Origin of the sequence: Deinococcus peraridilitoris DSM 19664 (genome assembly GCF_000317835.1) — a bacterium.
In the GTDB taxonomy this organism is placed as follows: domain Bacteria; phylum Deinococcota; class Deinococci; order Deinococcales; family Deinococcaceae; genus Deinococcus_A; species Deinococcus_A peraridilitoris.
In genome coordinates, this window is record NC_019793.1 from 386,507 (window position 1) to 406,551 (window position 20,045).

The window sequence follows — 20,045 nt, forward strand, 5'->3', positions numbered from 1 at the left end:
TTCAGGCCTGCGCAGCCATGAAGATCTGGTAAAGGCGCCAAAAGTTGTGCGGCCTGCTCCCCTCTCCAGGGCCCACGCGGACACCTTTCGAGATGCAGGCCACACCCCTGGAACGCTCTGTCCTCAGAGCAGCTGCCAAGAGACGGCGGGCAGATCACGCCCGTTCCAGGTCACGGTTTCCGGGTTCCAGTTGGTCACCAGTGTCCGGCCCGAGCGACGTGACAGGCGGACCCCTGCAGGCAGCGGCGCGGTTTCCAGTCCGGCTTCGGTGGCCAGACGCTGCACCACTTCCTGCACCAGGCCCGGACTGTGTGCCCCAATCGTCACGACGTTCCCCTGGCGTACGGCGGCCGCCTGTCCTGCGAGGGGGCCGGGCCCGTACACGGCGAGCGTATCGGCGCCCGCAGGTTCGTATCCTTCAGCCCAGGTGTGCGTGTCGTGCCCACCAGCCTGCACGCTCAAGCCGGGACGCAGGGACTCGAAATTGAGCAGGCGCGCCCCAAAAAAGGCTTTGTAATCACCGAACTGCCCGTTTTCGTGCGCGCGTCCGCTGGCGGTCCGGAAGGCTGAACGGGGACCGAACACGAAGAGCCTTCCCTGAGCGTCGCGCTGCAGCTTCGCCAGCCGCGCGTCGGAAATCAGGGTCAGGGCGGGGGCCACCACAAGCCGGTACTTTTCGAGCGCGGCGTCCGGATGCACGATGTCCACATCGAGACCCAGTTCGCGCAACGCGCAGTAATACAGATACGCCTGCGCCCAGTAGCGAGGTCCACCCTGACCTTGCTGATCGAGGATCCACAGGCTTTCGTAGTCGTGCAGGAGCGCGACGCGTGCGGGAACTTCACCCAGCAGGAAGTCTTCGCGGTTCAGACCTTCGATTTCCACAAAGCCACGGTCGGGGGTTTCGTCGTGCCGCAGCAGCCCTGAATGCAGCGCTTCCTGCGCCATGGTGGCGGCGCGCCAGCGAAAGTAGCTGACCCCATCCGCCCCGTGCGCCCAGGCCTGCGCGGTCCAGAGCTGCACCGCGCCGTCTGCCGGCAAGGGGTTGTAAGGCGCCCAGTTCACCTGACCGCACTGTTGCTCCATTACCCAGAAACCGCGTGCCGGAGCCGCACCGGGCGCTCCGTCCGCCCGAGGCGCCTTGAGGCCCCGGTACAGGTCGTGGTTGAAGCTGATGGCGTCCGGAAGGCCGGTACGCGCAAAGCGGGTTTTGAGGTCCTCGCCGAGCCAGGAACCGAAAAACTCCAGCATGCCCGTAGGGTAGTTGTCCCAGCTGGGAAAATCGAGGGTCTCGGAGACGCGGTAATGGTCGAAACCGGCCTCGAAGATCATGAAGTTGTGGGTGATCCAGCGTTCCGGTGAAAACTCGCGCACAATGGCCGTCTGCTCTTCCTGAAATTCGGCGATCAGGTCGGAGGCAAAACGGTGATAATCGAGTACATGTGCCGGGTTGGGTTCGGTGACCGTCTGGTTGGGCGGCAAAATCTGCATCCAGTCCGTGTATTCCATGCTCCAAAAGACGTTTCCCCAGGCCTGATTGAGGGCGTCGAGCGTTTTGTAGCGTCGCTGCAGCCACCCTGGAAAGGCGGCGGCGCTCGCCCCACCATACGAACGTGCAGTGTCGTGACAACCGAACTCGTTGTCCGTCTGCCACCCCACGAGCGCTTCGTGCTGTCCGTAACGCCGGGCCATCTCGCGGGTGATACGCCGCGAATGCGACCGGTACACCTCGGATGCGAAATCGTAATGCCGCCGCGACCCGAATTCGCGGACCCGACCGTCACGGTCCACCGGCAGAATTTCCGGGTGGGCCCGCACCAGCCAGGCCGGAGGCGTCGCGGTGGGTGTGCACAGGACCACCTTCAACCCTTCGGCGGCAATGGTCTCGATGGCCCGGTCCAGCCAGGACCAGTCAAATTCACCTTCACGCGGTTCGAGGCGGCTCCAGGCGAACTCGGCGACACGCACGCAGGTCAGGCCAAGCGCTTTTTGCTGCCGGGCGTACGTCGTCCAGCGGTCGGGAGGCACATGCTCGGGATAGTCGCATACGGCCAGCTGCAAAGTCAGGGGAAAAGTATTCAAATCAGTCTCCAGTGTTCAGCATGGAGAGGCGGAATGTTCCCGCCCCTCCTCTGGGCTCGGTTCAGCCCTTGACGGCTCCCGCGCTGAGCCCTCCCTGCCAGTAGCGCCCCAGGGCCAGAAACGCCAGCACCAGCGGCAGAATGCTGATGAGAGCGCCCGTGACGATCATGGTGTAGAGCCGCTCGGTGCCGGTGGTGGTGTTGTTCCACACCGACAGGCCCAGCGTGAGCGGGTAGAGCTCGGTGCTGTTGAGCATCATCAGCGGCAAAAAGAAGTTGTTCCAGCCTGCCACGAAAGAGAAGAGCGCCACGGTCACCACCCCGCCCTGCACGAGCGGCAGACCCAGCTGCCAGAAAATGCGTCCTTCGGAGGCGCCGTCGATTCTTGCCGCCTCGATCAGTTCGTCTGGAAAAGCGCTGTCCCAGAAAAGCCGCATCAAATACAGCCCGAAGGGGTTCACGAGGCTCGGCAAAATGAAAGCCCAGGGCGTGTTGATGAGGGGAAGCCCGCCCGCGCTGATTTTTTGCATGATCAGAAAGAGTGGCAGCACCAGGGCCGTGCTGGGCACCATAATGGTCCCCAGGATCAACGCGAAGAGCGGGTTCTTGCCCTGAAAGTGGTACTTGCTGAAAGCGTACCCGGCGGTGGCGCAGGTCAGGGCCGCGCCCGCCGCGATGGCCGTGGCGTACAGCACGCTGTTCACCAGCCAGCGGGTAAAGATGCCGTTCTGGTGCGTGAAGACCTTCTGGACATTGTCGAGCAGGTGCGAAGGGCTGGCGAACCACAAACCGAAGGTGGAAAAGAGCTGTCCGTTGTCCTTGAAGATCGTGACGAACACCCACCAGAGGGGCAGCAACGAGTACAGTGCGAATACTCCCAGCAACAGCAGTTGCAGCGGCGTGAAATTGCGCTCCAGACGAGGTGCGCGCGTTTTGCCGCCGCTTGAGGCGGGCGTGCGGATCGCGCCGCTCACGCGCGCTCTCCCAGCCGCGCGTAACGCAGTAAGATGCCGCTCAGCACAAAGGTCACGAGCGCAATCAGGATGGCCATGGCCGCCGCGTAGGCGTACTGGGTATCGCGTGCCGCCGCCAGGTAGATGTAGGTATTGGGCGTGATGTTGTCGGGCACGTATCCGAGAGGGCGCAGCACGAAGGGTTCGCTGAAGATCTGCATGGTCCCGATGATGCTGAAGATCACCGTCAGCAGAATGGTGGGGCGCAGCAGCGGCAGCTTGATGAAACGCGTCAGGTTCCAGCCGTCGGCACCGTCGATCTTGGCCGCCTCGTAGATATCACCGGACACGTTCTGCAACGCGGCGTACAGGGTGATCATGTTGTATCCCGTCCAGGTCCAGGTGACGATGTTCGCCACCGACCACAGAATGACGCTGGACGACAGCAGGTCCACGCCCGGCTGTCCGAAGTGCGCCAGGGTCTGATTGAGGGGCGACAGGTTCTTCGAGTACAGGTATCCCCACAGCAGACCGGCGATCACCGTCGGAATGGTGTAGGGCAGATAGAAGACCGTACGAAACACCCGCTGCGCCCGACCCTTCACGGCGTCAAGAACGATGGCCAGGGCCACCGCCAACCCGACCATGAGGGGCACCTGCACCAGACCGAACAGGGCGATGTTACTCAGCGACTGCAAAAAGGCGGTGTCCGACAGCGCCCGCGCGTAGTTGGTCAGCCCACCGAAGACGTCCTGCGCTGGCCCGAAACCCACGCGCTTCTTGATGAACAGGCTCAGATACAGCGCGTAAAAGACCGGTGCGAGATAGAACACCGTGAAGGCCAGCAGAAACGGGCTGAGAAATAACCAGGGCGTCAACCGGTGACGCATAAAGCCTCCCTTCTACAACGCGCCGATGCGGTGTGGACCGTAGACGCCACCTTGCGCAGGATCACCGGGGTACGTTGTCCGCACGCGCTGTATCCGCATCGTCGAACGTGCTCTTTCACGAAGGCTGAGGATCGAGCGGGATCAGCCCGGAGGGGCGCGCTCGATCCTCGCGGCGTTCATCACCGGACGGTGTAGCCGTCCTTGATGGCAGCGTCGCGTGATTCCTTCTGCCAGGCCGCCAGGGCCTGGTCCGGTGTCAACCTGCCCTTGAGCATCGCGTCGATCTGCTTGTTGAAGTTGTCGTTCACGGCCGGGAACCAGGGCGCCCACTGGAAGTTGACGTTCACGCCCTCGGAAGCCTGCGCGTAGACCTTGTTGATGTCCTGTCCGCCAAAGAACTTGATGGGCGCGCTGTTCTTGTCTGCCAGGGCGGGCAGCTTCAACCCAGCCTTGGCCGCCGGAAAGAGACCGCCGCCCTTGAAGTTGGTCTCGACGGCGCTTTTGCTGGCGTTGAGCCACAGCGCGAAGGTCATGGCCGCCTGTGGATTCTTGCTCTGGGTGGTAACAGCCATGCTGCTGCCGCCCCAGTTACCGCTGGCTACCTTCCCGCCCGCTTTCCACTGCGGCAGGGGCGCCACACGCCAGTGGCCGCCGCTCTTGCCCTGCATGCTGCTGGCGTAGCCTCCTGGTCCCCAGGCCGCCTCGAAGTTGGTTGCCACCTGTCCGGCGCTTGCCGCGTTCCAGTAATCGGCCGTGAAGGCCGGTAAGGTGCCGACGTATCCCTTCTTGATGAGGCCGTTCCAGTAATTCAGGACCTTCTTGCTGCTGGGATTGTCGAGCGTCTGGACCCAGGCGTCTCCTTCGCGTTTGAAGAACTGCCCGCCGTCCGCCCAGGCGAGCGCGATGAACCAGGGCGCGAAGGTCGAGTAGAAGTTGCCCATCTTGACTTTGCCGCCCGAGGCCTTGTGGAGCGCTTCGGCGGTTTTGGCGTACTCGTCCCAGGTGGTGGGAACCTTGAGCTTGTACTGATCGAAGATGTCCTTGCGGTAGACCATGGCAAACGGTCCGGTGTCCTGCGGAACGGCGAAGACGGCCTTGCCGTCCGGACTGACCTGGCCCCAGGTCCAGGGCACGAAGAGGTTTTTGGCGTCGTTCACACCGTACTTGGAAAGATCGGCCAGACCGCCGGTGTCCACGAAGGCGGGCACAAAGCCGTATTCGATCTGCGCCACGTCCGGTGCGCCGGAACCGGCCTTGATGGCCGTCTGCAGCTTGGTGTAGGTCTGCGGTCCGCCGCCCAGGTTGGTGACTTTCACCTTGACGTTCGGATAAAGCTTCTCGAATTCCTTGACGGTCTGCTCCAGACCGGGCACCCACGACCAGACTTCCAGGGTGACATTTCCGTTGACCTTGCCCAGTTTGGGCTCCTGGTAGCTCTGGGCGCCGGCGACGCTGGCGAGGGTCAGGCTGACGAGCAAAATCCGTGGGTTCATGAAGTACCTCCTGTACAGTGAGCAGCGTCGTGAGCGTCCGAACAGCCCGGGGGCACCTTCGGAAACCGGTTGCTTGATGCGCTTCGTTCAGCTTACATTACGAGCAACCGGTTTCTCAACTGAGGCGGCCGAGGTACACATGCATAAGAAAGCGTCCACCATCTATGACGTCGCCCGGCAGGCGGGCGTGTCCGTCTCCACCGTTTCACGTGTCCTCAACGGCAGACAGAGTGTCGATCCCGGATTGCGCGCCCGGGTTCAGCAGGTCATGCAGGAACTGCGCTTTCGCCCCAACCGCCTGGCCCAGAATCTCTACCATCACCGTTCCAACCTGCTGGGCTGCGTGCTGCCCGACATCACCAGCCCCTACTTCGCACAACTTTTCCTGGAACTCGAGACGTACGCATTCGAGCGCGGGTACACCGTCTTCCTCGGCAACACGGCCAGCGACATCAACCTGGAACGCACTTACCTGCATACCCTGGCCGAGCAGCAGGTCGACGGCATCCTGCTGCTCGGCGGGCGCAGCAACACCTGCGGCGTGACCCAGGAGGACGTCACCGACCTGCACGAACTGATCGAGCGGCTGCCCATCGTCACCGTGAACGGTGATCTGCCGGGGCCGGTCGTGGTGTCAAGCGTCCGGTCCGATGAGGCCGATGGGGCGCGTCAGATTCTGATGCATCTGCGCAGCCAGGGGCACCGCCATGTCGCGTTCCTGGGAGGACTTTCCGAAGTCACCAGCACCGTCGAGAAACTGCGCGTTTACCAGGAACTCTTTCCAGACGCTCCCGCCGCGTGGACCCAACTGACCGGCCTCACCCTGCACGCGGGAAAGCATGCCCTGAGCCAGCTGCTTGAGGCGCCCACCCGACCCAGCGCCGTCGTGTGCGTGAGCGATCTCGTGGCCCTCGGGGTACTCACCCAGGCACGCACGCAAGGCGTATCGGTTCCCGGTGAGCTGTCCGTTGTGGGCTTCGACGACATTCAGCTGGCCGAGATGGCGTTTCCACGACTTACCAGCGTGAGCCACAACTACGCCTTGCTGGCCCGGCAGGCCGTCGATCAACTCATCGCTGCCATCGCGGGCGAGGCGACTCCCCGCCACGTCACCATCCCGACGAAACTGGTGATTCGCGATTCCGTGCGCTCGCTCGCGGCCGATCAAGGCAAAGGAGGCAGGGGCGCTGCCCGGCGCCCGGTTTCCTCCAGCGGCCCGGCCTCCGACTGAGGCCAGCCGGGTTGCCCGACCCCGCCCGGTCAGGCCTTCACCTTCAGACGGTCACCAGATTGAGTCCGCAAGCACGCAGTTCCTCCAGCGGCGCGCTTGCGGCACCCCGGTCGGTGATGAGCTGTGACACCGCCGACAGCGGCGCCACCGCCGCCGTCGAAATTTCACCGAGCTTGCTGTGGTCAGCCACCACAATGGTCTGGCGGGCGTTGCCCACCATGCAGCGTTTGATCTCCGCTTCTTCCAGATTGCGACTGGTGATGCCTGCCTGCACGCTGACGCCGTTGCAACCCAGAAAAAGCTTGTCGGCATGCAGCGAGGTGATCAGCTGCAATCCAAAGGGATTGACGAGCGAGTGCTGCAGGCGCCGAAGCGTCCCACCGGTCACCACGACGGTCACGTTCGACTGTTTTTCCAACTCGAAGGCGATGTTCAGCCCCGAGGTCACGATGGTCACGTTGCGCAGCAAGGGTGACAGCGAGCGGGCGATTTCAGTGCAGGTGCTGCCGACATCCAGAAAGACCGTGTCCCCCTCTTCGATCAGGGCAGCAGCCGCTGCGCCGATGCGGCGTTTTTCCAGCGAGCGCTGTTTGCGTGTTTCCTCCAGGGGCAGCTCGGCATGGTCGGCAATCGGACGCAAGGCGCCACCGCGCGTGCGGTGAATCAGGCCCTGTCGGTGCAGGATTTCCAGGTCGCTGCGGATGGTGACTTTGGAAACGCCAAGCAGCGTCGAGAGTTGATCAACCGTAACGCGCTCGCGCTTGTCGAGTTCAGAAAGGATGACGCGCAACCGCGCTTGCATTTTCTTTCCCCTTTCGTAACTTTCGCTTCAAGCAAGACTAACGAGCAGCGGGAACGCTGTCAACTTGACGGGCACCGACACCGGTACCAAGTCGTGGCGTGAAGAGTGCACTGGGTTCATCCGCGCGCTTCAGCGCGGCCACACCAGTTGCAGCAGTGGCCAGCCGAGCAGCAGGACGACCAGCCCGACCAGCAGGACATTCACCAGCCGATTGTACCGCTTGGCCAGCGCGGCAAAATATGGACTGCGTCGACCCAGCCAGGCAAACAGCGCCGCCGGCAGCAGCAGCAGCAGCGCCACTTCCGCGACGATCAGCACGAACACCTTGGTCACCCGTTCAGCCTAGCGCGTGAGGGCGGGCCCAGTGGCCCGCCCTCATGTCACGTCTGGCTCGTTCACAGACCGGGCGCCTCATCCGGATACTGCCGACAGGGCCATGTGAACGATCATCTTCAGGCCAGCTGGGCCAGTACGACTTCCAGACGCGCTTTCTGGGCCCCAAAGTCAGCGACCCGGCGGCGTTCCTCTTCAATCACCTCGGCGGGAGCGCGCGCCACGAAGCCCTCGTTGGAAAGCTTGCCGGTGGCCTGCTGAATCTGCTTGTCGAGTTCCGCGAGGCGCTTGCGCTGACGTGCCGTCCATTCGGCCAGATCGACCGTGCCTTCCAGCGGAGCTACCACGGTCACACCCGAATCGACGGCGCTGAGAGTCTGCCCGCTCAGGGCGTCCACCAGGCCGACCCGCGCGATGCTCTCCACCACGAAGCGGTTCTCCCGGACCATGTCCGCTGCCTCGCCTTCCACCACGATCTCCAGCCGGTCCTGCGGTGAGAGGCCCAGTTCGCTCTTGAGGCTGCGTGCCGCCGAGGTGGCCGAGCGCAAGGCGTCAAAAGCCGCGGTCGCCTCGGCATCGAAGGCTGCCGCGTCGTATCTGGGCCAGCTGTGCACGGCGATCTGGCGCTTGTGGTCGAGATTGGCGTAGATTTCGCTGGTGATGAAGGGCATCACCGGGTGCAGCAGCTTGAGAATGCCTTCCAGCACGGACGTCAGGGTCTCGCGTGTGGCCGTGTTGCCGTCCCGCAGCGCCGGTTTGGCCGCTTCGATGTACCAGTCGCAGAACTCGTCCCAGGTAAAGCTGTAGGCAGCGCGAATGGCGGCGCCCAGATCGAAGGCGTCCAGGTGCGCGCTCACCTCACGCACGGTGTCGTTGAAGCGGCTGCGAATCCAGCGGTCGGCAAGGGTCGCCTCGCCTGCCCGAGCTTCTGTCTGCAAATTGAGCATGGCAAAGCGCGCCGCGTTCCAGAGCTTGTTGGCGAAATTGCGGCCCTGCTCGTAGCGACGCGGATCGTGCTTGATGTCCTGCCCACCGGTCGAGAGGTACGCGAAGGCGAAGCGGCAGGCATCGACACCGTACTGATCGAAGAGCTCCAGCGGATCGACGCCGTTGCCCTTGCTCTTGCTCATCTTCTGCCCCTTGGCGTCGAGGTACAGACCGTGCAGCAGCACCGTGTGAAAGGGGGCCTGCCCGGTCATGTGATAGCCCGCCATCTGCATTCTGGCCACCCAGAAGAACAGGATGTCGTAGCCCGTCACCAACACGCTGGTGGGATAGAACTTGCGGTAATCCTCGCTGTCGGTGTCGGGCCAGCCCAGCGTGCTGAAGGGCCAGAGGTTCGAGCTGAACCACGTGTCGAACACGTCGGGGTCACGGCGCAACTTCAGGTGCGCGAGCCGCGGGTCCTGGTCGCAGTCCAGGTCGGGATTCTCGGGATCGGGCACGTAGATGTTGCCCTCGTCGTCGTACCAGGCGGGAATCTGGTGCCCCCACCACAGCTGGCGCGAGATATTCCAGTCGCGGATGTTCTCCAGCCAGTCACGATTGACCTTTTCGTAACGCGGCGGCACGATCTGCATCTCACCGCGCTCCAGGCCATCCAGGACTTCACGCGCAATGCCCTCCATGCGCACGAACCACTGGGTGCTGAGAATCGGCTCGACGGGCACCTTGGTCCGCTCGGAAAGACCGATGGCGGTGACGTGGTCCTTTTCCTCCAGCAGGTCTCCCCCGTCGCGCAGCGCCGCCACCACTTTCTTGCGGGCCTCAAAGCGCTCCAGGCCCTGAAACGGCGCGGGCACCAGCTCGGAAATCGCCAGGTTGCCGCTCAGGTCGATCACGCTGGGCCGCGCGAGGCCGTGACGCTCACCGATCTCGAAGTCAGTCGGGTCGTGCGCGGGCGTGATCTTGAGGGCGCCCACGCCGAACTCGCGCTCCACCGCTTCGTCGGCGATAATCGGAATAAAGCGCTCGGTGAGCGGAATACGGGCCAATCGGCCAATCAGGTGCGCGAACCGCGCGTCCTCGGGATGCACGGCAATCGCCTGATCGGCAAAGATCGTCTCGGGGCGCACGGTGGCGATGAGAATCTCGCCGGCCTCGCCGTTGCTGGCCGACAGGGCGCTGTCCTGCAGCTTGTAGCTGAGGGTGTACATCTTGCCCTTGCGTTCCTCGCGGTCGACTTCGAGTTCGCTGAGGGTCGTCTGGGATGCCGGGTCCCAGTTGACGATGCGTTCACCACGATACGCGAGGCCCTCGTGATACAGCCGCACAAACTGCGCACGCACCGCCCGGCTGAGCCCCTCATCCATCGTGAAGCGCTCGCGTGTCCAGTCCGCGCTGATTCCCAGGCGCTTGAGCTGTCCGGTGATGGTGCCACCCACGTCGGACTTCCAGGCCCACACGCGCTCCAGAAACGCATCACGGCCCAGGTCGTGACGTGCTTTTCCCTCTTTTTTCAGTTCACGCTCGACGGCCACCTGGGTGGTGATGCCCGCATGATCGGTGCCCGGCAGGTACAGCGCTTCGAAGCCCGCCATGCGCTTGTACCGGATGAGCGTATCGATGATGGTGTTGTCCATCGCGTGACCCAAATGCAGACTGCCATTCACGTTGGGCGGCGGAATCACGATGGTGAACGGCGGCTTGGCGCTCGTGGCGTCGGCCCGAAAGGGCTCCTCGGCCCAGCGCCGCGCCCACTTGGGCTCGATGTCTTGCGGTTCAAACGATTTGGGCAGTTCGTTCATGACAGTTCCTCACTTCACACGGCGGTCAAGCGACGCATTCTTGGGCAGTCGCGGCAATCAGGTCCAGCAGAGTGGGCAGTTCCGCATCCATCCCCCAGTCGAGGCCCGAGTGTTCCAGGGGTGCGAAACGGTGACGGAAAATGTACTGGCCCTCGGCGAAGTGCTCCCAGGCATCAGGCGTTCGGTCGGGCGCTTCCAGCCAGTAGTAATGGTTCATCTGGCACCTGACCTCGAAGACTTGTGCCCGAGATGCAAGGTACACGGGGGCAGAGACGGGAATGAGGCCCGCTTCCTCGAACACTTCCCGAACCGCGCCCTGTGCGGGCGTCTCGACGGCCTCCACACCACCGCCGGGGACTTGTACGCCCGCGTCCGGGTACTCCTCGGTGTGCTCGAACACCAGCACTTCTCGCCGGGAGCGCGTGACGTAACACACCGTGCGTTCGCGCAGATTGTCTGCTCGTGCTGCCGCCCTGGCTTGTGCTAAATCACTGAAGCGCATCATTGGCTCCTTCCAAAACAAGACTTTTCAAAAAACAAAGACATCTCGCCCGCTGTCACTGCGGACGAGATGCACGTGTTCCGTGTTTATCCCGTGGTACCACCGCGCTTCCGCCCGGTATGCCGAGCGGCGCTCATCGTGCGCTGTAACGGGCGCTCCCGGCGGTTCTAGTGAAAGCCGTCAACCGGCTTCGTTCTTCCGCGCGCTCCCGGGCGACTTTCTCCGCTTCGCATCCCAACCCCTTCTCAGCTGCCAGGGTCTCTCTGTGGGCGCCTCAACGGGTACTCCTCCCGATCCTCGCTTCCGCAGTATACCGCGCCCGCGTTCCAAAGACATCTGCCAGACCGCTCAGTTCAGCACCCGAGCCTTGCTGCCCATCGTCACGTCCTGCCAGTCAGCCCGAAAAAGGTAGGGCTGCGCTTCCTCGCTTCGGGTGTACCACACGCGCACGCCCCGGTTGGGAATGGTCCAGGGAGAAAGCCGCGCCCACTGGCCGCTCGGGAGGGCTTTGATCGGCGTGCCGCTGCCGTCGTCGGCGCGCAGCATCAGCCAGCCATTCTGGTCGGCCGGTGACCAGCCGTGCAGGAACAAGGTTCCGGGGCCGATGTTCTTGACCCGCGCACCGGTTTCTTCGAGGTGCAGTTCGATGTCCGGTCGCTGGGGTTCTTGCGCGCGCTGCCAGCGGGGAAAGGCGTGCACGATTTCGGTGGTCTTGCGGGTCCGGCGCACCTTGAGGTCAGGCCAGTACTCGCCGATCAGCGCGAGGGCAAAGCCCGAGCCGATCAGCGCGACATTGTCGGCCAGCAGACCGCTCCACAAGAGCGCGATGCCCAGGGGCACCAGAAAACCACGGCGGTTTACCAGGCTGGAGCGGCGCAGCCGCACGGTCCGCACGGCCCACCAGACCAGCATCACGACTGCCACCGTTGAAACCAGCAGTGGGTAGGTCAGCTCGGTCACCCTTGCCTCAGCATCTCGAACACCAGGTGGGGCAGTTCCTCGCCCAGCAGCTTTTCCCAGGCGGTCTGCACGGCATTGAGCGAGCCGGGCAGCGCAAAGATCAGCGCGCGCTGGCCGTGTTCGTTCTCGGCGAGGCCGCCCACCGCGCGCGACAGCATGGCCGCCCCGCGCACTTCCGGGTAGGAAAGCATGCGAAACAGTTCCCCGAATCCGGGCATGGGCTTGCGAATCAGGCTCTCGATCACGGGAATGGTCACATCACGACCGGTGATGCCGGTGCCGCCGCTGGTCAGGACGACCTGCGCCCCCTGCATGAAGCCGGTTACGGCAGCGCGAATCTGGTCGGCTTGATCTTTCACGACCGCGTAGCCGGTGACTTCGTGTCCGCCGGCGCGCAGTTGGGTCTGCAAATACTGCCCGCTGGAGTCGGTCTCCGGAGTGCGGGTATCACTGATGGTCAGCACCGCGGCGCGAATGACGCTGGGCGCCTGCTGCTGATGACTTTCGCGGGCCATGCGTCCACTCTACCCACGAAGGGGGGCAGGGTGACGGTGAAGCAATGACCCATCGACGCGCCGCGCCCGTTCTGGCAGCCTTCAGCGGCCCGCACTGAGCACGGCGCGTGGGCGTTCGGGCAGCTCGCGCCAGTCGGTACGCGTCAGCAGCGAGCGGGGCTTGCGCAGCTGCAGGGACAGCCAGATTTCCGCCTGGGTGTACAAAAACACCCGGTATTCCCCGCTGCCACCCTCCTTGACGCACTCCAAAGCCAGAATTTCCAGCTGCTCGCTCAGGGTGTTCAGGGCCAGGAAGCGCGCGGCCTCAGCACCGCTCTCAGCAATTTCCTGGGTGAGCGGCGAGTAGGCCTCCGGGGTGCGCGCGAGGATGCGCGCGCCCTGCTGCACCTGGGCTTCTTTCAGCAGGTTGTGGCAGGGCAGGCAGGGCAGGCTGCGGCTCGGCGTTCCGCAGACCGGGCAGCGGTCCCAGCCTTGCCGCTCACGCCACAGACGTGCGCGCGTGATGGCCTCGGCCGCGCGCAGGGCACTCTCGCGCACGCCTTCGGGCACGTGCTCGACCAGCTCGGCCGCGCGCGCCTTGTCGGGCGGCGGAAGCGGCTCGGGCGGGCGCACCTCCTCGGGGTGATTCCAGGTGCCCACCGCGAAGCGCAGTTCGCCGACGCTGTCGTCGCCCAGCTTGGCCTGCAGCCGATCGAGGAAGACATGACGCTGCATGGTCAGGAAATTGGCCAGCACCGAGTCCTGGGCTTCCACGAACAGCACCCGTCCCTGCTGGGCGCGTGCCCGGGTCAGGCGCGCGAGCTCTGGGCCGACCACCTCGGGCCACAGCAGCACCGCGCGGGCGCGCGCCACGCCGCGCGCCAGCCGGTTGCGGCTGAGCGTCTGTGACAGCAGCAGGCGCCAGTCACGCGTGCCCCCGGTGCGCCGGCGCGTCACGCAGACCCGCCTTGCCAGCTGAATGACCCGTCATGCGCTGCGTAGCAGCCGGCCGCGCCGGGCACGGCGTCGGTGCCGGTGATGAGGGCCTGCGGCAAGGCGCGCGCCAGGCCCAGCAGAAAATTGCGCCGCTGCGGATCGAGTTCTGCCGTCCAGTCGTCGACGAGGAGTACCGGGGGTTCGCCATAGCGTTCGGTGAGCAGGTCGAGTTCGGCTTTGCGCAGCGCGAGTGCGATCGTGCGGGCCTCGCCGCGGCTGACAAAGTCGCCCGCCGGAAAATCGTCGAGGCGCATCGCCAGATCGTCACGGTGCGGCCCCGACAGGGTCACGCCGCGCGCGAGTTCCTCGTCGCGCCGCCGCAGCAGGTCCGCGTGAAAATCCTCGGGCGTGGTGGTCTCGTCAAGGTTCAGCGTCAGCGCCTTGTGACCGCCCAGCGCTTCGTGCGCTTCCTGCGCCAGAGGGGTAAGGCGCGCGAGCACACGGCGGCGCAAACTGAGGATCTCCGTGCCCAGCTCCACGACCTTGGCGTCCCAGACATCGAGCGCCCAGGGCTCGGCCCGCCCCTCGCCCACGCGCGAGGTCATGGCGCGCAGGGCAGCGTTGCGCTGCGCGAGGTGACGCTCGTAGAGGCTCAGCTGATGGGCGTAGCGCTGGCTGAGCCTGGAAAGCAGCGCGTCGAGAAACGTGCGCCGCACGCCGGGCGCACCGAGGATCAGCTCGCTGTCCTCCGGGCGGATCCACACCGCGCTGCCCGGCGGCAAGGCCCCGCTCCGGACGCGCACTCCGTCCACCTTGGCGACGCGGCGCCCCCGCCCCAGGCCGACTTCCAGAATGCTCACGCCGTCCTGACGCTCCAGATCAGCACGCACGTACGCCTCACCGCTGCCGCGCGCCACAAGCTGCTCGAGCCGTCCCGCTTCGGTGAGGCCCGTCAGCACCAGGTAGGCTGCTTCGAGCAGGTTGGTCTTGCCCGCACCGTTGGCGCCTGACACGCTGACCAGCCCGGCGGGCAGTTCCAGGGTATCCGGCGTCAGGTTTCGGAAGTTGAGGGTGGTCAGGGCGCGCAGCCGCACCCGGCCATTGTAGGGCAGCCGGGTCCTTTCCGCCGCCCGCCTTTCCGGGTCCGTACAATGGAGTCATGGATTTCGTGGTCGTCTCGGGGCTCTCGGGCGCGGGCAAACATACCAGCCTCAACGCCCTGGAGGACGCCGGGTTTTACGCTGTCGACAATCTGCCCCCGCATCTGTGGGAAGCCATGTACGACCTGGCGCTGACGCGTGGTCTGGGCAAGGTCGCGGTGTGCAGCGACGCGCGCACGCGCGACTTTCTCGACGCGCTGCCCCCGAAGTGGGACGCGCTGCGGACGCGTGGTGGGGTGCGCCTACTGTTTCTGGAGGCCAGCAACGAGGTATTGCTGCAGCGCTACAACCTCACGCGCCGTGCTCATCCGCTGGGCGAGCCGAGCCTGCTGGTGGACTTCGAGCTCGAACGGCGTCTGCTGGGCGCACTGCGTGAACGGGCCGACAACGTGATCGACACGACCGAGCTTTCGGCCAAAGGCCTCGCCGAGCGGGTGCTGGGGCTGCTCGGGCTGGAAACGGACTTCGAACTCCGCCTCCAGTCCTTTGGCTTCAAGCACGCGCCGCCACGCGACGCCGACCTGGTCCTGGACGTGCGCACCCTGCCCAATCCCTACTACCAGGAGCACCTGCGCCCCAAGAGCGGCCTGGAGGCGGACGTGGCCGCGCACGTGTTTTCGGAGGGAGACGCCTTTTACCGCCAGGTCGAGGCCTTTATACGTGACAGCGCCACTCGGGCACGCGCGGCGGGACGGCGCAGTTACAATGTGGCCATCGGCTGTACCGGAGGACGGCACCGCAGCATCGCGGTGAGTGAGCGTCTGGCGCGTGATCTGCGCGAACTGAATGCCCGCGTGGTGAGTCACCGGGACACCGACAAAGGCGAGGACCATTGAAACACGAGCACCTTCGGCACAACCTGCGCGCGCCCTCGGGGGAGCGGGTCCGTGACGCCGGCTTGCGGGCACGCAAATGGATGGCGCCCGGCATGCACATCAAACGCTGGGTGAGCGTGCTGATCGTGTGCGCCTTCTTTCTGGCAGTGGGTTTTCTGCACTTCGTGTGGACCGGCCCGATGCACTGGGTCGCCACCCGCTGGATTTTGTGGCTCAACGCCGTGGGTGATCCTGACGTGTTGCCGCTGTGGGTGGTGGGCGGTCTGGTGATGACCCTGGCGTTCGCGGGCGCGATCATCAGCGTGGTCATGCTCAACCGTTCGATGCTGCAGGCCACCGGCACCAAACCATCCGAGGTCGTGGACCACATCTACACCCGCAGAACGCTGGCGCGCGGTCCGCACATCGTGACGCTGGGCGGCGGCACCGGATTGTCAAACCTGCTGGCGGGCCTCAAGAACTTCAGTTCCAACATCACCGCGATCGTGGCGGTCAGCGATGACGGCGGCTCGAGTGGCCGACTGCGCAAGGACTTGCAGATGATCGCGCCCGGCGATCTCACCGACTGCTACGCCGCGCTGTCCGATTCGCCCGTGCTGGCCCGGTTGCTGCTGCACCGCTTTCAGCGCGGCGAAGGCCTCGCCGGGCACACCTTCGGCAACCTGATGCTCGCGACCCTCTCCGAGGAGCAGGGCGGTCTGGCCTACGCCATGAGCGACGTACACGAGGTACTCAAGGTGCGCGGACAGGTATTCCCGGCCACACCCATGCCCGCCACGCTGGTGGCTCACCTCGAGGACGGTTCGCAGGTGCGCGGCGAGAGCGCGCTGCAACGGGAGCGCGCCGGTCGCCGCGTGCTGCGCATGAGCCTCGACCCGGTCGAGGTACCCGCACTGAGCGAGGTGGTGCGTGCCATCGACGAGGCCGAGCTGATCGTGATCGGTCCGGGCAGCCTGCTTACCTCGCTTATTCCGGCAGTGCTGGTTCCGTCGGTCGCCCACGCCATCTGCCGTTCACCCGCCAAGCTGGTGTACGTGGCCAACATCATGAGCGAGCCGGGAGAAACCGACGGACTCGACCTGGAAGCCCACGAACGCCTGCTCTCCGATCACCTGGGCCGCACTCCGGACTGGGTGCTGGTCAACAGCGCTCCCATCGGCATGGCCGTACGTGACCGCTACGCCGACGAAGGTGCTCACCTGTTGAGCAGCCGGGGCGCTTCTCCTGCCTTTCGTTCGCGCGTGCGCTTCGCTCCGGTGCTGCGCGAGGGCACCGGGCAGCATGACCCCGACAAGCTGGCCGCGGCACTGCTGCGCCTGCTGACCCGCCAGAAGTGAGCCGCGCCTCCTGGCACCTCTTGCACTGACTGCACTGACGCTTCGGCAAACAGGCTATAATTCCGCGCGTGACCGACGCGCCGCCCGCCGTTTTGCTTGTGGTTCCCGATCCTGCCGGCGACGTGCGTGGTGACGGCAGCTACGTCCTGCCCAGCGCGTTGCTGAGCGGCATGGAACGCAGCGTTGACTTGCGTGAACTGCGGGCCGAGAACGAGGGTGGCAAGCTGCGGCTGGTCATCGGCCTGGGCGGCGCCGACAATCCCTGGAAGGCCCCCAGTGGTTTTTCGGCACCGCTGCTCGACGTGTTCATCAAAACGGACTTCGGAGGAACCCGTGAGCTGGCCGACACCGGCTTCACCACACCGCCCGGCAGCGGCTGGCACCTTCGCTATCAAATCAGCGGTTTTGGAACCAGGGCCTGGAAAGCCAGCCGTGAAGGCTCCGTCGCGCCTACAGACGACCGACCCGTCGTGCAGCTGGAAGGCAGTTCGATCATCGTGAACACCAACCTGCCCGCCGGTCGGTACGGATACTGGGTGACCAGCCGGGTCTACTCGCCGCTCACACCGGACGGTTACCTGCCGCCGCGCGTGGGTGGCGACAGCGCCAGCCTGTCCGTGGTGCGCTCGGGAATGCCCAGCGCCGTGGACGTGCTGTTCGGCGACGACCAGATCCGCACGTTTCACGACCGCGTCCTGCCGATCAGCGGTGAGCTGCACGACCGTCGTCCACTGGCCCTGCTGGTCCTGGCCGGCCTGGCACTGTTGCTGGCCGTGATCGCGACGGTGCGCGCGTGGCGCAAGCAGTGAAGTCGGGGCTCATCGCCCAGGAGCGCCGCGCGTGAGCAGCCGGTCGCTGCTGCAGACGACCGGGGCCTTTTCGATCCTCAGTTCGACGCTGCTGATTCTCGCCGCGGCGGTCCTGTGGGGTCTGCTGGGTATTTTCGGCAAGTTCGCGCTGGCGCAGGGACTTCACCCGCTCGAAACCGCCTTCTGGCGAGCCGTGCTGGGAGGCTCGCTGTTTGCGCTGCACGCGCTGGTGACCCGGGCCCCCTTGCCGCGTGGCCGCGACCTGCTCGTCACGGTGGTCTTCGGGCTGACAGGGGTGAGCGTGTTTTACGGGGCTTACCTGCTGGCGGTGCAGGCCGGTGGTGCCAGCCTGGCGAGCGTGCTGCTCTACACCGCGCCCGCGTTCGTGGCCCTGCTGGCCTGGCGTTTTCTGCACGAAAAGATCGGCAGACGCGAACTCGTGGGTGTGGCAATCACCATTGGGGGAGTCGCGTTGATCTCGCTTGGTGGTGGCTCGGGCGTGAACGTCACCCTCGCGGCGATGGGCTATGGGCTCATCAGTGGTCTGACGTACGCGCTGTACTACCTGTACGGCAAGGCCTTCTTTTCGCGCTTCGCGCCGCACGCGCTGCTGGCGGTGGCATTGCCGGTCGGAGCGCTCGGGCTGCTGCCGCTCGTTCCGTTCGAGCACAAGTCACCCACGGCGTGGGGCGCCCTGCTGGCAATCGCACTGTTTTCGACCTACCTGGCTTATCTGGCCTATGGCTTTGGCCTGCGGGGACTGAACGCCACCCGTGCCAGCGTCATCGCGTCGCTGGAACCTGTGGTCGCCACCGCGCTCGCGGCGCTGTTGTTCGCGGAGCGCTTCACGTCCCTGGCACTCTTGGGCGCCGCGCTGGTGATTCTGTCGGCCCTGGCGCTGTCACTCGCTCCCCGGCGCGGCGCGTAGGTGAGGAAAGCAGCTCACCTACGCCTCCCCTCTGTGCGCCCTCGGCTCACCGGATCGACACTCGTCGTCCGCCTTTGTGCCCGAGCATTCCTGAGCCGGGCAGCTCAGCGCCCGCCTGTCAGTCGCTGAGCTGCCCGGCCGGAACCAGCTCGAAACGCCACTCGAACGAGCGGTTCCAGGGAAGCGAGGCTTCCTGTAAGAGGTACAGACGGCCCATCCGCACCGGGAAATACTCGCGGGCCAACCGGGTGAGTATTTCCGAGACCTGCGGACCGACGAGGTTGGCCTCGGGAATAGCCCGGCGCAGCTCGGCGCGCACTTTGGCGCTGAAAATCACGTCGTTGGCATACTGACGCGCGAGCAGGGCGTCTTGGCGCACGGTGAAGTCCGGTGACTCACGCGCCGCCTCGCTGAGATAGATCTTGGCGTGCGCGAGCGCCGTACCGATATTGTTGCCGGGCGTTCCCCAGGCGGCCAGCGAAGCCATGTCCTGTGGGCGGTTCAGGGTCTGCAGGTCACTCCACATCGGAAAGTTCCCCAGATTCACGCTGCGCACGTCGGCAACCGCCACCGGACCCGAGCGCATCAGCTGCGAGATGCGCAGGGCGGCGGCGCGGGTATCGCCGCCGTTGTAAACGTACAGGTACAGGTCGCTCGTGGCACCGGGTCGGGTGCCGCGACCACCGAACGGGGTCAGGATGGGCGCTTCGACGGTCGGAACGACACTCCAGCCCGCCGCTTCGGCGTGCAGGCGCACGCTTTCAGTCAGCGCGATGCCTTCGTACTGCGCTACACGCGCCGCCTGGGAGGCGTTGCTGTATTCGACGCTGAGGCGCGCTCCTTCGGGGGCCAGGGCCCGCGCGGCCAGCGAAGCGAGTACCTCGTCGGCACCCGGATACACCCGCACGCTCGCCGGGGCGTCCTGGCGCAGGCGGGCGCCTTCCTGCGGCGCGGGCGAGCCGGTCTTGGCGTCGTCCCAGGTGATGTGCAGTTCGGCAAACACACCCTCGCGGGCCCACTCGATCATGCGGCGCGCGACCTCGTAATTGCGCGCCCGGTTGATAGCGTCGGGTTCGCGTGGCAGGGTGATGAAGGCGTACACTTTCTCACCGCGCGCGTACCAGGCACGCACGCTTTGCAGGCGCGCCAGGACTTCCTCGACCGAAAGTTCACTTGTGCGTGACTGCACCAGCCCCCCGTACGCCAGCGCGTCAAGCGAGATGATCAGCGTGCCGGGACTTTGCGCGGCCAGCCACCGCGTGAGCGCTTCGGGATCGGCGCCGCGCGTGGCGTCGCCCAGCAGGTCAGGCGAGGGCGCGCTCACATACTGACCGGACAGGGCGGCGATTTCAGATGGCAGCGTGGACGTGGCCGGCCGTGAATCGAGGGGCAGCAGCACGACCTGGGCGCCCGCCCAGGTCGCGAGGGTCAAAGAGAGGGAGAGCAGGCGTCGCATTACCGGGCAGTCTACAAAGCGACCTTGAGAAGACTCCGAGCGAGATCTTTTGGGCAGGGTGCAAACTGAATCGTCGCAAATGATGGCAATGCCCGTG

At 65.2% G+C, this 20,045-nt stretch carries 18 protein-coding genes; 5 read left to right on the forward strand and 13 right to left on the reverse strand.

The genetic code is table 11. The features are described 5' to 3' along the window. Window positions 1-123: 123 nt before the first annotated feature. The 4 genes from DEIPE_RS01740 to DEIPE_RS01755 form a co-directional block, all read right to left on the reverse strand. Entirely contained in the window at window positions 124-2,082 is a 1,959-nt protein-coding gene (locus tag DEIPE_RS01740; RefSeq protein ID WP_015234264.1) for a beta-galactosidase, read from the reverse strand. A gap of 61 nt (window positions 2,083-2,143) precedes the next feature. Continuing rightward, the gene (locus DEIPE_RS01745) at window positions 2,144-3,055 is read right to left on the reverse strand and encodes a carbohydrate ABC transporter permease (RefSeq protein ID WP_015234265.1); all 912 of its coding nucleotides are present in this window, start codon (window positions 3,053-3,055) and stop codon (window positions 2,144-2,146) included. Further along, window positions 3,052-3,924 (reverse strand): carbohydrate ABC transporter permease, encoded by an 873-nt coding sequence (locus DEIPE_RS01750; RefSeq protein WP_015234266.1) that lies wholly within the window; start codon window positions 3,922-3,924, stop codon window positions 3,052-3,054. The genes DEIPE_RS01745 and DEIPE_RS01750 overlap by 4 nt, the downstream gene beginning before the upstream one ends. Before the next feature lie 179 nt (window positions 3,925-4,103). Beyond that, complete coding sequence (locus tag DEIPE_RS01755) at window positions 4,104-5,417, reverse strand: extracellular solute-binding protein (RefSeq protein WP_015234267.1); 1,314 nt, start codon at window positions 5,415-5,417, stop codon at window positions 4,104-4,106. 139 nt (window positions 5,418-5,556) lie between these two features. Between DEIPE_RS01755 and DEIPE_RS01760 the strand changes: the two genes are divergently transcribed. Further along, window positions 5,557-6,648 carry a LacI family DNA-binding transcriptional regulator gene (locus tag DEIPE_RS01760; protein WP_015234268.1) on the forward strand — a complete coding sequence of 364 codons (1,092 nt, stop codon included), beginning with the start codon at window positions 5,557-5,559 and terminating at the stop codon, window positions 6,646-6,648. Between the two features lie 43 nt (window positions 6,649-6,691). Here DEIPE_RS01760 and DEIPE_RS01765 read toward each other — a convergent pair whose 3' ends face one another. The 8 genes from DEIPE_RS01765 to recF all read right to left on the reverse strand — a co-directional run bounded on the left by DEIPE_RS01765 (window position 6,692) and on the right by recF (window position 14,516). After that, window positions 6,692-7,450 (reverse strand): DeoR/GlpR family DNA-binding transcription regulator, encoded by a 759-nt coding sequence (locus DEIPE_RS01765; RefSeq protein WP_015234269.1) that lies wholly within the window; start codon window positions 7,448-7,450, stop codon window positions 6,692-6,694. A gap of 129 nt (window positions 7,451-7,579) precedes the next feature. After that, a complete protein-coding gene (locus DEIPE_RS01770) occupies window positions 7,580-7,783 on the reverse strand; it encodes a hypothetical protein (RefSeq protein ID WP_015234270.1) in 204 nt (67 codons plus the stop codon). A gap of 119 nt (window positions 7,784-7,902) precedes the next feature. Next, on the reverse strand, window positions 7,903-10,530 hold the full coding sequence (locus DEIPE_RS01775) for a valine--tRNA ligase (protein WP_015234271.1): 2,628 nt from the start codon (window positions 10,528-10,530) through the stop codon (window positions 7,903-7,905). Between the two features lie 25 nt (window positions 10,531-10,555). After that, window positions 10,556-11,035 (reverse strand): NUDIX hydrolase, encoded by a 480-nt coding sequence (locus DEIPE_RS01780; RefSeq protein WP_041230637.1) that lies wholly within the window; start codon window positions 11,033-11,035, stop codon window positions 10,556-10,558. Between the two features lie 345 nt (window positions 11,036-11,380). Beyond that, complete coding sequence (locus tag DEIPE_RS21895; RefSeq protein WP_015234273.1) at window positions 11,381-11,992, reverse strand: hypothetical protein; 612 nt, start codon at window positions 11,990-11,992, stop codon at window positions 11,381-11,383. Then, a complete protein-coding gene (locus DEIPE_RS01790; RefSeq protein ID WP_015234274.1) occupies window positions 11,989-12,507 on the reverse strand; it encodes a MogA/MoaB family molybdenum cofactor biosynthesis protein in 519 nt (172 codons plus the stop codon). The genes DEIPE_RS21895 and DEIPE_RS01790 overlap by 4 nt, the downstream gene beginning before the upstream one ends. Window positions 12,508-12,588: 81 nt before the next feature. Next, complete coding sequence (locus tag DEIPE_RS01795) at window positions 12,589-13,443, reverse strand: DciA family protein (RefSeq protein ID WP_015234275.1); 855 nt, start codon at window positions 13,441-13,443, stop codon at window positions 12,589-12,591. Continuing rightward, window positions 13,440-14,516 carry a DNA replication/repair protein RecF gene (gene recF, locus DEIPE_RS01800; RefSeq protein ID WP_015234276.1) on the reverse strand — a complete coding sequence of 359 codons (1,077 nt, stop codon included), beginning with the start codon at window positions 14,514-14,516 and terminating at the stop codon, window positions 13,440-13,442. Before recF ends, DEIPE_RS01795 begins: the two co-directional genes overlap by 4 nt. 65 nt (window positions 14,517-14,581) lie before the next feature. Between recF and rapZ the strand changes: the two genes are divergently transcribed. The 4 genes from rapZ (at window position 14,582) to DEIPE_RS01820 (ending at window position 18,492) form a co-directional block, all read left to right on the forward strand. Next, the gene (gene rapZ, locus DEIPE_RS01805; protein WP_015234277.1) at window positions 14,582-15,418 is read left to right on the forward strand and encodes an RNase adapter RapZ; all 837 of its coding nucleotides are present in this window, start codon (window positions 14,582-14,584) and stop codon (window positions 15,416-15,418) included. Further along, window positions 15,415-16,755: a gluconeogenesis factor YvcK family protein gene (locus DEIPE_RS01810; RefSeq protein ID WP_015234278.1), complete on the forward strand. Its 1,341-nt coding sequence runs from the start codon at window positions 15,415-15,417 to the stop codon at window positions 16,753-16,755. Before rapZ ends, DEIPE_RS01810 begins: the two co-directional genes overlap by 4 nt. A 68-nt stretch (window positions 16,756-16,823) precedes the next feature. Next, window positions 16,824-17,564, forward strand: a complete 741-nt coding sequence (locus DEIPE_RS01815; protein WP_015234279.1) for a glucodextranase DOMON-like domain-containing protein — start codon at window positions 16,824-16,826, stop codon at window positions 17,562-17,564. A gap of 31 nt (window positions 17,565-17,595) precedes the next feature. Next, window positions 17,596-18,492, forward strand: a complete 897-nt coding sequence (locus DEIPE_RS01820) for a DMT family transporter (protein WP_015234280.1) — start codon at window positions 17,596-17,598, stop codon at window positions 18,490-18,492. A gap of 118 nt (window positions 18,493-18,610) precedes the next feature. On the opposite strand, the gene DEIPE_RS01825 is transcribed toward DEIPE_RS01820, so the two are convergent. Continuing rightward, the gene (locus tag DEIPE_RS01825) at window positions 18,611-19,948 is read right to left on the reverse strand and encodes a DUF4127 family protein (RefSeq protein WP_015234281.1); all 1,338 of its coding nucleotides are present in this window, start codon (window positions 19,946-19,948) and stop codon (window positions 18,611-18,613) included. Window positions 19,949-20,045 lie beyond the last annotated feature (97 nt).

Coding starts and splice junctions, on each gene's coding strand:
- DEIPE_RS01750 (WP_015234266.1), bottom strand. CDS start 3,924: ATGCGTCACCGGTTGACGCCCTGGTTATTTCTCAGCCCGTTTCTGCTG.
- DEIPE_RS01755 (WP_015234267.1), bottom strand. CDS start 5,417: ATGAACCCACGGATTTTGCTCGTCAGCCTGACCCTCGCCAGCGTCGCC.
- DEIPE_RS01760 (WP_015234268.1), top strand. CDS start 5,557: ATGCATAAGAAAGCGTCCACCATCTATGACGTCGCCCGGCAGGCGGGC.
- DEIPE_RS01765 (WP_015234269.1), bottom strand. CDS start 7,450: ATGCAAGCGCGGTTGCGCGTCATCCTTTCTGAACTCGACAAGCGCGAG.
- DEIPE_RS01775 (WP_015234271.1), bottom strand. CDS start 10,530: ATGAACGAACTGCCCAAATCGTTTGAACCGCAAGACATCGAGCCCAAG.
- DEIPE_RS01780 (WP_041230637.1), bottom strand. CDS start 11,035: ATGATGCGCTTCAGTGATTTAGCACAAGCCAGGGCGGCAGCACGAGCA.
- DEIPE_RS01790 (WP_015234274.1), bottom strand. CDS start 12,507: ATGGCCCGCGAAAGTCATCAGCAGCAGGCGCCCAGCGTCATTCGCGCC.
- rapZ (WP_015234277.1), top strand. CDS start 14,582: ATGGATTTCGTGGTCGTCTCGGGGCTCTCGGGCGCGGGCAAACATACC.
- DEIPE_RS01825 (WP_015234281.1), bottom strand. CDS start 19,948: ATGCGACGCCTGCTCTCCCTCTCTTTGACCCTCGCGACCTGGGCGGGC.